The organism is Brevundimonas vesicularis (assembly GCF_900445985.1).
Classification (GTDB): domain Bacteria; phylum Pseudomonadota; class Alphaproteobacteria; order Caulobacterales; family Caulobacteraceae; genus Brevundimonas; species Brevundimonas vesicularis_D.
On the sequence record NZ_UAQP01000014.1, the window covers coordinates 1,447,354 to 1,459,715 of the forward strand.

General features: G+C 66.6%; 11 protein-coding genes. 5 read left to right on the forward strand and 6 right to left on the reverse strand.

Translation table 11 applies throughout. From position 1 onward, the window contains the following. Positions 1-37 precede the first annotated feature (37 nt). Positions 38-565, forward strand: coding sequence for a porin family protein (locus DT343_RS16170; RefSeq protein ID WP_039244441.1), 528 nt, complete (start codon positions 38-40; stop codon positions 563-565). Between the two features lie 72 nt (positions 566-637). Here DT343_RS16170 and DT343_RS16175 read toward each other — a convergent pair whose 3' ends face one another. Then, entirely contained in the window at positions 638-907 is a 270-nt protein-coding gene (locus DT343_RS16175; protein WP_112863676.1) for a hypothetical protein, read from the reverse strand. 136 nt (positions 908-1,043) lie between these two features. On the opposite strand from DT343_RS16175, the gene DT343_RS16180 reads away from it, so the two are divergent. Together DT343_RS16180 and DT343_RS16185 are read left to right on the forward strand one after the other, a co-directional pair. Next, complete coding sequence (locus DT343_RS16180; RefSeq protein WP_112863677.1) at positions 1,044-2,249, forward strand: M48 family metallopeptidase; 1,206 nt, start codon at positions 1,044-1,046, stop codon at positions 2,247-2,249. 41 nt (positions 2,250-2,290) lie between these two features. Then, complete coding sequence (locus tag DT343_RS16185) at positions 2,291-2,752, forward strand: DoxX family protein (protein WP_055752982.1); 462 nt, start codon at positions 2,291-2,293, stop codon at positions 2,750-2,752. Between the two features lie 4 nt (positions 2,753-2,756). On the opposite strand, the gene DT343_RS16190 is transcribed toward DT343_RS16185, so the two are convergent. The 5 genes from DT343_RS16190 to DT343_RS16210 form a co-directional block, all read right to left on the reverse strand. Continuing rightward, complete coding sequence (locus tag DT343_RS16190; RefSeq protein WP_112863678.1) at positions 2,757-3,911, reverse strand: beta-ketoacyl-ACP synthase III; 1,155 nt, start codon at positions 3,909-3,911, stop codon at positions 2,757-2,759. A 114-nt stretch (positions 3,912-4,025) separates the two neighbouring features. Then, a complete protein-coding gene (locus DT343_RS16195; protein WP_258522604.1) occupies positions 4,026-6,080 on the reverse strand; it encodes a capsular polysaccharide biosynthesis protein in 2,055 nt (684 codons plus the stop codon). A gap of 52 nt (positions 6,081-6,132) precedes the next feature. Then, positions 6,133-6,969 (reverse strand): HpcH/HpaI aldolase/citrate lyase family protein, encoded by an 837-nt coding sequence (locus tag DT343_RS16200; protein ID WP_112863680.1) that lies wholly within the window; start codon positions 6,967-6,969, stop codon positions 6,133-6,135. Then, complete coding sequence (locus DT343_RS16205; protein ID WP_112863857.1) at positions 6,969-7,646, reverse strand: SDR family NAD(P)-dependent oxidoreductase; 678 nt, start codon at positions 7,644-7,646, stop codon at positions 6,969-6,971. The genes DT343_RS16200 and DT343_RS16205 overlap by 1 nt, the downstream gene beginning before the upstream one ends. A gap of 60 nt (positions 7,647-7,706) precedes the next feature. Further along, complete coding sequence (locus DT343_RS16210) at positions 7,707-8,204, reverse strand: GAF domain-containing protein (RefSeq protein WP_112863681.1); 498 nt, start codon at positions 8,202-8,204, stop codon at positions 7,707-7,709. Between the two features lie 144 nt (positions 8,205-8,348). Here DT343_RS16210 and DT343_RS16215 point away from each other — a divergent pair, with 144 nt between their 5' ends. Together DT343_RS16215 and DT343_RS16220 are read left to right on the forward strand one after the other, a co-directional pair. Further along, positions 8,349-8,846 (forward strand): hypothetical protein, encoded by a 498-nt coding sequence (locus tag DT343_RS16215; RefSeq protein WP_146756777.1) that lies wholly within the window; start codon positions 8,349-8,351, stop codon positions 8,844-8,846. 210 nt (positions 8,847-9,056) lie between these two features. Continuing rightward, positions 9,057-12,359: a S8 family serine peptidase gene (locus DT343_RS16220; protein WP_112863683.1), complete on the forward strand. Its 3,303-nt coding sequence runs from the start codon at positions 9,057-9,059 to the stop codon at positions 12,357-12,359. The last annotated feature ends 3 nt before the right edge of the window (positions 12,360-12,362 follow it).

Sequence of the window (12,362 nt, forward strand, 5' to 3'; positions counted from 1 at the left end):
CGGCTCGGTCATCACATCTAGGAGTTAATAAGAAACAATGCGTAACATTCTTCTCGCCGCTGTCGCCGTTTCCGCAATCGCCGCTCCGGCCTTTGCTCAAACCAATCCTGAGCCGCGTGGTTACGGTTCGCTGGGCTACACTCATCTTGAAGGCGACAATGCAACGACGGGCGCTGTCACCGGTCGTCTTGGCGTCAACCTCAACCGTTACATCGCTGTGGAAACTGAAGCCTCGGTCGGCGTGAAGCATGACGACTTCACCGTCGCGGGCGTCGATGGCGAGATCAAGCACGAGTGGGACGCCGCCGGTTACGTGGTCGGCAAGGTGCCGGTCTCTGACAAGCTGGAACTGTTCGCACGCGGCGGATACGGCCACACCGAGCTGAAGCAGAAGTTCCCGGGCGCCAACACCGACGTGGGCGGCGACAGCTGGAACTACGGCGCCGGCGCCAACTACTACCTGGACGGCGTCAACGGCGTGCGCGCCGACTGGACCCGTCGCGACTACCGCGACAACGGTGGTGAAGCCGACGCCTATTCGGTCAGCTACATCCGTCGCTTCTGATCTGATCGATCAGTCCTAACGACGAAGGCGCGCTCCGCAGGGAGCGCGCCTTTTTCGTTCAGGACATTCAAATCAGCCGAAGTCGCCGGCCAGGGCCCAACGCTGCGAGCCTTCGCCGAACGGGCGAACGAACCAGTCGCGATAGTATTCAAAGGTCTCGATGATCTTTTGTCGAAGATCGGGCGGGTTGACCGCCTCGCCACGCTGGCGCTTCATCGCCGCCACGCATTCGACCACCATGTTCTGATGCGCCGAGCCACCCATGCTCTTCAACACGGTGGCGATATCATGAGCCAAGCTTTCCAGGACCTGCTTGGGCGTCTTGTGAGCCATCTGGGACATCCCCTGTTCTCGACAGGAGAATGCGTGACAAAAAGTCGTGAAAGATTCAAGCGTGGCCGGGCGAGAATCATCATGGATGCGAATTAACCTGACATAACGCGGGTCGCGCGGTTTGGTTCTCTCAAGGGAGAAGACCATGACGAATTTCGATCCGGCGGCCGCGACGGCTCAATGGCTGGCGACCTTGTCGCCCCAGGAAACGGCCCGCGCCATCGCCTATACCCACGGTTCGCACTGGTTGATCCTATGGAGCTTCCTGGTTTCGGCCCTGGTCGCCTGGATCATCGTGCGCACCGGCCTGCTGGTCGCGATCCGCAGCCGGGTCGAACGTCGCCGTCGTCGGCCGATCCTGGCCAGTTTCGCCGTCGCCCTGGTCTATTCGGGCATGAGCTGGGCGCTGACCCTGCCGTGGGCGATCTATCAGGGCTGGTGGCGAGAGAAACAGTATGGACTGACCAGCCAGGCCCTGGGCGGCTGGCTGGGCGAGGCTGTGATCGGCGCAGCGATTTCGGTCGTGGCGACCTCGCTGCTGCTGGTGGCGATCTATGCCCTGATCCGGCGTGCGCGTCGGTTCTGGTGGGCCTGGGCGGCCGGCGTGACGGCGGCCTTCATCGTCATCGGCCTGGTGCTTGCGCCCCTGGTGATCGAACCGATCTTCAACACCTATACGCCCGCGCCGAACGGGCCGGTGCGCGACGCCGTGGTGACCCTGGCCAAACAGACCGGCACGCCGTCGGACAAGATCTTCATCTACAACGGCTCCAAACAATCCGACCGCTACACCGCCAATGTCTCGGGCCTGTTCGGCACGGCGCGGGTGGCGATGAGCGACACCATGTTCAAACAGGGCGCGGATCTGGCCGAGGTGCGCGGCGTGGTCGGCCATGAGATGGGCCACTATGTTCGGGCGCACATTCTGTGGACCGTCGGCATTCTGGTCCTCATGTCGGTGCTGGCCTTCTGGCTGACCGACCGGCTGTATCCAGTGGCGCATCGTCTTTTGAGGGCGGATCGTGTGGGCGACATCTCCGACCCTGCGGGCCTGCCTGTCCTGGCCCTGGTGCTGGCCTTCCTGGGCGTGCTGGGAACCCCGGTCTTCGCCACCATGACCCGCACGATGGAGGAGGATGCCGACCACTTTTCGCTGGTTCACGCCAATGCGCCGGACGGTCTGTCCAAGGCCCTGATCAAGACCGCCGAATACCGCGCCCCGTCGCCGTCTGCGATCGAGGAGTTCCTGTTCTACGATCACCCCAGCGTGGAGAACCGCATCCGCCGCGCCATGGAATGGAAGGCGACGCATCCCGCCCAAGCCTTGGCAAAGCAACCGGCGCGTCCTTAGGGCATTGAAGGCTTCGCCATTCCAAGCGGAGCCTTCGCCCCATGATCGACCTTTATCGCGGCCTCGGCCTGGGCGTTCCGGCCCTGATGGACATCGCGCCCCTGATCGCGCGGGTCGTGGTCGGGGGAATGTTCTTCCTGTCCGGCTTCTACAAGCTGTTCACCCCGGCCCAGGCCGAGAAGATGCAGAAGACGATGGTCGAGGCCGGCATCGCCGCACCGCGCCAGACCGCCAAGTTCGTCTCGGTATGCGAGTTCGCCTTCGGCGCCCTGCTGATCATGGGCCTTTTCACCAGCCTGGCGGCCCTGGTGCTGCTGATCATCAGCCTGGTCGCCCTGGTGACCGTGGCGTCAAAGTCGGTGGAGGGGACCAGCCTCGGCTATCGCCTCTCCAGCTATTTCGACCTGCCCGAGACCCTGCTGATGGTCATCCTGATCTGGCTGATCGCCAACGGACCGGGGCTGTGGAGCCTGGACTTCGTCCTGTTCCTGCCCCGGCTTTGAGGCTTCAGGCGGCGCGCTTCCTGACGAAGACCGTCCCGGCCGAATAGCCGGCGCCGAAGCTGCAGATCAGTCCCGTATCGCCCGCCTCGAACCCGTCGTTGTGCAGGTGGAAGGCGATGATCGAGCCGGCCGAGGAGGTGTTGGCGTATTCGTCCAGAATGATGACGTTCTCATCGGCCGAGGGCTCACGACCCAGCACCTTCTTGCCGATCATCGTGTTCATGTTGATGTTGGCCTGGTGCAGCCACAGCCGCTTCAGATCATGCGGATCCAGGCCCAGTTCGCCGGCGTGATCCACGATCATGTCCGACACCATCGGCACAACGTCGCGGAAGACCTTGCGGCCCTGCTGGATGAACAGCTTGTCGTTCTGGACGCTGTCGTCGGCCTCCGGGCTGTCCAGATGCGCGGTGTCGCGCGCATTGCGGTTCAAGAAGCCGAAGTTGTTGCGGATGTTGTTCGAGAAGGTCGTCTTCAGCCGCGTGCCCAGCACGTCCCAGCCGCCCGGTCCCGCCGTATCCGACGACTCTACGATCACCGCCGTCGCCACATCGCCGAAGATGAAATGGCTGTCGCGGTCGGTGAAGTTCAGGTGTGCCGAACAGACTTCTGGATTGACCATCAGCACGGCCTTGACCGAGCCGCCGGCGATGAAGTCCGCCGCCGTCTTGATGCCGAAGGTCGCCGAGCTGCACGCCACATTCATATCGAAGGCGAAGCCCTCGATGCCTAGCGCCTGCTGAACCTCGATCGCCATGGCCGGATAGGCGCGCTGCATGTTCGATGCGGCGCACAGGACGGCGCCGATTTCAGAAACCGGCTTGCCCCAGGCCTCGATCGCCTGACGCGCCGCCTTGACCGCCATCTCGGCCAGGATCGAGATTTCGTCGTTGGAGCGTTCGGCCAGGTTCGGCGCCATCCGCTCGGGATCGATGATCCCGGCCTTGTCCAGCACGAACCGGCTCTTGATGCCCGACGCCTTTTCGATGAACTCGGGCGAGGAGTGCGACTTGGCCTCCAGTTCGCCAGCCTCGATCTGGGCGGCGTGGCGGGCGTTCCAGCCGTCGGCCCAGGCGTTGTAGCTGTCGACCAGTTCGGCGTTCGAGACCGACTGTTCGGGGGTGAAGAGGCCGGTGGCGGCGATCACTGCATTCGACACTTTTTTGTTCCTATCGCTCGACGCGCGGCGTCTCGCTGCTTGAGGAGTGTGTTCCTATCGCTCGGCCCGCGGGACCTTGCTGCTTGAGGACAGTCCGTTTCCTATCAGAACGCGTCAATAGGACGGCGGCGGCTTGCGGTCGAGACTGGCGATGATCCCGGCGGCCCAGCGCTGGACCTGACCGCGCGGCGCCTTGGGCGTCGGCTGGTCGCGCGCGGCGATCAGCCGATCCACAAGATCCTCGGCCTCGCAGGGCCAGCCCTCGGGCGTGACATAGAGGGGGTAGGCGATCAGGGCGGCGTGGACCAGGTGATCGACGCCGGCGCGGCGGCTGCGGCGCTCGAACGTCAGCCGGTCGTCGGTCAGCCCCCATCCGGCATAGAAGGGCCGGCCATAGACCGATACCGCCTTGCCCCGCATCAGGGCCTCGAAACCGGTCAGGGAGGTCAGGGTCGCCACCCGCCGACAGGCGTTCAGACAGTCGACGATATCCAGCCCGTCGCCCACGGCATCGACCGAGGCCATGGCCCCGGCGTCCAGCCGCCCCGGCCGGTTGCCCGCCAGCACGTCGGGGTGATTGCGATAGACCAGATAGGCGTCCGGATGGTCACGCCGCGCCGCCTCCACAAGGGCCGAGTTGGTGTTCAGATCCGGCGCACAGCCCAGCAGGATCGACTTGTCGTTCTCGACCTGCCCGACCACCAGCAGGATGTCGCGATCAACGGGCCAGTCCTTCGGCGCCTGACCCCTCAGATTGTATTTCGACAGGCCGGCATCGACCACGCGCGTCCGCAGGGCGGCGGCCCGCGCAAGCTGAACCGGCGACAGGTCCGAGGTCTCGATCAGGGTCTCCAGCCGCGAGGGCCGTGACGGATCATAATAAACCCCCTGATCGTCCAGGGCGACCGACAGGGCGCCGACGAAATCGGACCCCAGGCCCCGCGAACGGATGAAGCCGTCCTCCATCCGCACGGTCGGGCCGCTAAAAGCCGCCGCCGCCTGACGCGTCGCCTCGCTCTCCTTGCCCGCCCACCAGATCAGCCGCCCATCGGTCGCCTTGGCATGGGCGGCGGCGCGCGACGGCGACATGAAATAGCGCATCGACGCCTTGGGCGAGTTCAGCAGGCGACGCACCGGCGGACGCTTGGCGGGTGCGAACCCGACTGCCGACCAAGAGCCCGCCAGCCGGTCCGCCCGGTCGCGCAGCGCGATCAACCGCTCCAGCGCGTGTTCGGCTTCGCACCTGTCGCCCGTCACCGGATCGACATAGCGGCTGTAGGCGATCAGGGCGGCGGCGGCGACCTGTTCGATCGACCGCGCGACGCCGCGCCGCCCCGTCTCGACTGCATCGGTCGTCAGACCCCAGCCGGAATAGAAGGGCGCGCCGAAACACCGCACCGGCAGCCCGCGTAACAGCGCCTCGAACCCCAGCGCCGAGGTCACGCAATAGACCGCATCCACCGCCGCCAGCAGGTCGGCGGGCCGCACATCCGTATCGACCAGGGTGACGCCGGTCAGGTTCGTCACGCAGCCGCGCTTTCGCCCCGCCGCCACCGCCGGATGGCGTTTGACGATCAGCTGGGCGTCCGGTTCGTCGCGCCGAGCGGCGGCGATCATCTCATCAAAGCTTTGAGCCGTCGCGAGGCCACAGGCGATCGACGCGTCGCCGAACGTCTGGTCCACGATCAGCACGCGCCGACCAGGCTTCAGCAGGCCTGGATCCAGCGGCCCGCCCATATTGGTCTTTGACACGCCCGACGCTACGATCCGGTCGATCAGCCCGCGCGCCCGCGCGATCATGGCCGCATCGCACCAGTCGTCCGCCGTCTGGATCAGATGCTCCAGCCGACTGGGACGCGTCGCATCATAATAGACGCCCAGATCATCGACGATCAGGCTGAGGCTCGTCGCACCCGCCTCGCCGATGCCGACCGAACGCAAAAACCCGTCCTCCAGCGCGACATAGGGCCGCCCGGTCTTCTCGGCCCACCGGCGCCCCGCCGCCGCCGTCGGCTTCATCCCCCAGCCCAGCACCGCCTGCACATCGTCCCCCGGCAGGCGACGCAGGTCGTAGTCGGCCAGGAAGACATCGAGGAACGGAACCTTCAGCACGCCGGGCGCACAGACCCAGGCCGGGATTTTCGAAGGCGTGTCGGAGGGTAGGGGCAAGGCGGGTCCGCTGAGGTTCGACACGAGCTTTACGGCGGTTGCGTCGATGCGACTAGGCCCGATCCGCCCGCGCCAGCAAGGCCTTCGCCTGGTCCAGATGCAGCCGTTCGACCATCGCCCCGTTCACGCGGATCGCGCCCCGCCCCTCGGCCTCTGGCGCGTCGAAAGCGGCGACGATCGCCCGTGCATCGGCGATCTCGGCTTCGGACGGCGAGAAGGCGGCGTTGGCGGCCGCGATCTGCGACGGGTGGATCAGGCTCTTGCCGTCGAACCCATACAATCGCCCCTGCAATGTCTCGGCTGCAAGACCTTCGGCATCGTCGATCCGGTTAAACACGCTGTCGATGGCCAGCAAGCCATTGGCCCGCGCGGCGGCGACCAGCATCGCCAGCCACGGCTTGAACGGTTCGCGATCCGGCGACGCCCCCGTCCCCAACGCCTTGGCGAGGTCGTTGACCCCCAGCATCAGCCCGTCCAGCGCCCCAGCCGACGTGGCGATGTCGGCCAGGGCCATCAGCGCGCGCGGCGTCTCGATCATGGCCCACAGGGCGCAACCCTTGGCCAAGCCGGCGGAAAGGGCGTGCACGGCCTCGGGCGTCTCCACCTTGGGCGCGACGACCAGCGTGGCCCCCGCCGCCTTCATCGCCGCCAGATCGTCCAGGCCCCAGTCGGTGTCCAGCCCATTGATCCGCACGCCCAGGCGCGGCCCAAACCCGCCGTCCCGAACCGCCGCGACGGCGGCGTCGCGGGCGTCAGCCTTGGCCTCTGGCGCCACGGCGTCTTCCAGGTCCAGCACGGCGACATCGCAATCCAGCGTCCGCGCCTTCTCGATCGCCCGTGCATTGGAGGCCGGCAGATAAAGGACGCTGCGGACCCGGTGGCTTTGCATCAGACGCGGCCCGTCACGGGCACCAGGGCGCCGGTCATGGCCCGGCTCTCGGGCGAGGCCAGGAACAGGATCACCGCCGCCAGATCGGCCGGCGCGACCCAGGTCGCCGGATCGGCGTCGGGCATGTCCTTGCGATTGGCGGGCGTGTCGATGATCGACGGCAGGACGGCGTTGACCGTCACCTTTGTCGTCTTCAACTCCTCGGCCAGCGCCTGGGTCAGGGCGTGGACCCCGGCCTTGGCCGCCCCATAGGCCCCCATGCCGGCCCCGGCCTTCAGCGCGGCGGCCGACCCGACATTGACGATCCGACCCTCGGGCGAGGCCTTCAGCGCATCCAGCGCCGCGCGGCTGGCGTTCACGGCGGTGGTGACGTTCAGCGCGTGCATCCGGTCCCAGGCCGGTTCCGCATCGTCGGTCGTCTGCCAGACGAAGCCGCCGGCGATGTTCAGCAGGGCGTCCAGCCGCCCGAACCGCGCGATCACCGCATCGACGGCCTTCTGCGCCTGGCCGGCGTCCGTCAGATCGACCCCGCCGACTTCCAGCACGCCGTCGGGCACGGCATGGCCCGAGGCATGGTCGATGACAGCGACCTGCCAGCCGCCTTTCAGCGCCGCCTCCAGCACCGCCCGGCCCAGAACGCCGTGCCCGCCCGTGATTGCGACTGTCCGCTGCATCATCCGATCCTCCATGTCGCCGGGGACCATAGAGCCGGCTGCGGCCGGATCAACCGGCCCCGATCAAGCGTCGGCGAACACCTTCGCCATCAACCGCTCCAGCGCCTCCTGATCGTCCGTATCAAAGGCGGCCGGCGTCGTCGCATCCACGTCGAACACCGCGATCAGGGCGCCCGAAGCGTCGCGCACGGGCACCACGATCTCGCTGGCCGAACGGCTGTCGCAGGCGATGTGGCCGGGGAAGGCGTGCACATCCTCGACCAACTGCGTCTGGCCCGTCGCCGCCGCCGCGCCGCACACCCCGCGCCCGAACGCGATGCGCAGGCACCCCAGCGTTCCCTGATAGGGCCCGACCACCAGTTCGTCCGCCTTGTCCGGCGCCACGACATAGAAGCCGGTCCAGAAATAGTGCTCGAACGCATCCGCCAGCATCGACGCCACCGTCGCCATTCGCGCCGTCACATTCGGCTCGCCGTCCAGCACGGCCAGGACTTCCGCCTCGACCTCCCGATAGCGCGTCGCCTTGTCGGCGGGACGATCGTTGCGGGCGACATAGGCCATGGGAAAAACTCCGGAGCGGGACAGGCAGGCGATATAGGCGAGCGCTCGGCCGAAGGGGAGGGGCGCCGTCAATCGCCGACACCTGGCCGGGAACGCTTCCATGCGCCCCCGTGTTGGCGCTGGGAGACAACGATGGAGGCTCGCGTGACATCAACCCCTTCACGATCGCTCAGCCTGATCGCCGCCGTGATGCTGTCGGCCGCCGCGGCCGCCTGCGGTCAGGACGCCGGCGCGCCTGGGCCAACTGACGCGACGCAGACCCCCGCGCCGTCCGCGCCAGAGCCGACAGCACCGCCTCCGGAACCGGCGAAGACCGGCGCAAGCCCCGCCACCTCGTCGTCGGCATCCGCAACGCCGACGGCGTCGCGCAAGTCCTGCTATCTCTCGGTCGACGGCAAGGTTTTGCTTGACGAGCGTTGCCTCGTCTACCCGTTCGGCGACGGCGGCTACACGATGAACGCGTGGTCCGAGGGCAAGCCCAAGAACTCGCATTTCGCCGTCGTCGCCCTGATGGCCGACGGCTCGGCCGACGCCACCTGGAACGCCGACCCCGACGACGACAAGGCCGGCGATCGCTTAGGGACCGTGCGCCTCAGCGACGGATGCTGGATCAACGACCGCGCGCGCATCTGCGTGGGATAACCGTGTTCAATAGGTCCGGGCGGGATCCAATCCGTGCCTAAAGCTTGAGCGCAAGCGCATGATCTATCCCAAACAAAACCACTGGGACGAAACGTCTCAAGGCTAAAATGTGGTTGACGACAACGCAAAACACCTACGATTTGTACGTCTGAGTTGCGTCATGGGGGCGCAGAAGACGAGTTGTCGGCCGCAGGCCGCAGGGGGTTTGTTTTGGGTTTCAGTTTCAAGGGCGGGCTTCTGGCCGCAGCGGCTGGCGTCGCGATCATGGTGGGCACGACGGCTGTGGCGCAGACCGCTCCCGCTCCCACGGCGCCGACCGGCGGTTTCTACATGGCCAACGGAACGCGCACGACGAACTATCAAACGGCCATCGCCTCCTGGCGTGCGGACAGCCAGTTCGCCGTCGACTATTCCAAAGGCTTTCTGGGACTGGAACACGCCTACGCCATGGGGCTGAGCGGACGCGGCCAGACGGTCGGGGTCAATGACGCCGGCGTCTATGTCGATCACCCGCTGTTCGGATCGGCCGGCAAGGTGACGGGCCTGCGCACCGAGGCGGTAGCCGGCTACGGCAATGACGGCATGATCAACCCGCGCCGCCGTTGGGAAGGCCACGGCACCCACGTGTCCGGCACCATCGCCGGCGATCGGGTGGCGGGACAGCCTATGTTCGGCAACGCCTTCAACGCCAAGCTTTACGCCGCCACCGCCAACTTTTCGGCGGGCGACTTCCTTTGGTACAAGGACGCGATCATCGACGGAAAGATCGTCGCCACCCAGAACCAGAACATCGTCGACCTGGCCAATACGGGCCAGGTGCGCATCATCAACAACAGCTGGGGCAGCGGCAACAGCCTGCCGTTCAACGCCTCGCTGCCCACCGTGCTGGCGTCGTTCAACCGCAACTACGGCGACTTCTACAAGCCGGTGCTGGACAAGGACGTCCTGGTCGTCTTCTCCGCCGGCAATGGCTATGGCGTCCATGCCGGGATCGATGCGGCGGCGCCGTTGAACGACCCGCGCCTGCGGTCCAACTGGCTGTCGGTCGCCAACTATTCCAGCTTCACCGCCGCCGATCCCTCGACCAGCTTCTGCGGTCAGACGGCGACCTGGTGCGTCGCCGGACCGGGCTCGCGGGTGATCTCGTCGGTGCCTGCCTATACGATGGACCGGGCGGGCATCCTGGCGCTTTATCCGCGCGCCAACTATGCCAGCCTATATTCGGCGACTACGGTTTCGGCCCTGGAGACGGCGTCGGTCAATCAGTTCCTGGGCGTGCTGAATGCCTATCTGAACGCGCGTCAGACCGGCGGCCCCACCTACAACGAAGATGCGTGGCGTCGTGAGGTCGCGCGCCAGGCGGCGGCCATCACCCTGGTTTCGGGGGCGCGCCTTGGCGATCCGGACGGCTTCACTTCGCGTCTGGCCGGGCTGCTGGTTTCGACCGGAAACATGGCGATCCTGACGCCGGCCTTCTCCAGCGCCGTGCTGCAATATGCCAACGACGAGCTTCAACGCGTCCTGAACCAGTACATAAAATACACCGGCGCGGGTTATGCGGCCTACACCGGCACCTCGATGGCGGCGCCGAACATCTCGGGCTTCGCGGCCCTGCTGATGGAGAACTTCCCCGAATATTCGACGGCGCTGATCTCGGATATTCTGGTGTCCAGCTCCAAGGATCTGGACACGCCGGGCGTCGATCTGCGCTCGGGCTGGGGCGCGCCGCAGATGGACGTGGCCCTGCGCGGACCGACGGCGCTGCGCGACACCCGCGACGTCACCGTCGCCGTGGGCACGGTCGATATCTGGAGTAACAACATCGGCGATGCGCGCGACCGCTATTCGGCCGAGGTCAAGGCCAACTTCGGCAATGACATCGGCGGTCTGGTCAAGAAGGGCGGCGGTCAGCTGATCCTGACGGGCGCCAATGACTACAGCGGCCCGACCCGGGTCGAGGGCGGCCTGCTGACCGTCAACGGCAGCCTGCTGCGTTCCAGCGCCACCGTCGGCGGCGTCGGCATGATCGGCGGCACGGGCGCGCTGGCGAGCCTGACGGCGGAAAGCGGCGGCGTGGTGTCGCCCGGCGACGGCGTCAATCCGTTCGGAACCCTGACGGTCGCCGGCAACCTGAACTTCAAGCCCGGCTCCTTCCTGTGGATCCGCTCCAACGTAAACGGCGCGGCCTATTCTCGCCTGAACGTGGGCGGCACGACCAAGATTGACGGCGGCCAGGTCATCCTGAAAGCCGACAACGGTGAATGGAATCTGCGGACGCAGATGAACATCATCAACTCGACCGGCGCGGTGACGGGCACGTTCAGCGGCGCCCAGAGCGATCTGGCCTTCCTGGCCCCGGTGCTGACCTATTCGACCAACGGCGTGGTCCTGACGGTGCGGCGCAATGACGTGACCGTGGCTTCGCTGGGTCGGACGGACAATCAACAGTCGGTCGGCGGCGCGCTGGACGTCATGATCAACAACACCGCGACCGGGACCAACCGCGATCTGTCGCTGGAAAACGCCCTGCTGGACGCCAGCGTGCCGGCGGTTCAGGGCGCGCTCAGCGGCCTGACCGGCGAGGTCCACGCCACCCTGGGCGGCCTGGCCGTTTCGGACGCCCGCGTCATCCGCGACGCCATGTCCGAGCGCGGACGCAGTCAGGGCGGCGCGGCCACCTACGTCGGCAACGGCGTGTCGGTCTGGGGCAGCGGCGTCTTCGGCAACGGCCGGGGCTCGGCGCATGACGGCCTCGCGGGCTTCCGCAACGAAGCCTCCGGCTATCTGGTCGGGGCCGAAAAGGCGCTGGCGAACGACGTCCATGTCGGCGTGGCGCTGGGCGAAACTCGCTCGGAACTGCGCTCGCCGCGTCTGCGCTCCACCGGCCGTGTCACCAGTGAACAGATCGGCGTCTATGGCGGCGCCGGCGTTGGCGACTTCCAGATCCGCGTCGGCGGATCCTGGGCCAGCGCCGATGTTCGCACGGATCGTACGGCCCAGCTGAACGCCTTCACCAACGCCCTGGTTGGCGACTATGACGGCGACGTCTGGCAGGCCTACGGCGAGGTGGCGTGGAGCCGCGCCGTCGGCGGCACGATGTTCGAGCCCTACGCCGCCTACAGCCACGTCGAATACGACGCCGATGTCGTTGAGACGGGCGGCGACGCCGCTCTGTCGGGCAATGTGAAGCAGAAGGCCGATCTGTTGACCGCCGGCTTCCGCACCCGCACCGTGCTGGCGGGCGGCGAGGGGCGTCCGCGTCTGTCGGCGGTGACCCACCTGGCCTACACCCACGACCTGAACGGCGACGGCCCGGTCTTCGACGCCGCCTTCGCCGATGGTCCGCGCTTCCTGATCGACGGAGCCAATCCTGGCGACGACGTGATCTCGGGCGGCCTGGGCTTCAACATTCAGGCGACCGAACGCACCGCGATCGAGCTGGGCTATACGGGGCTCTACAAGGACGAGTATCGCGACAACCGCATCTATGGTCGGTTCAGCGTCAAGTTCTGATCT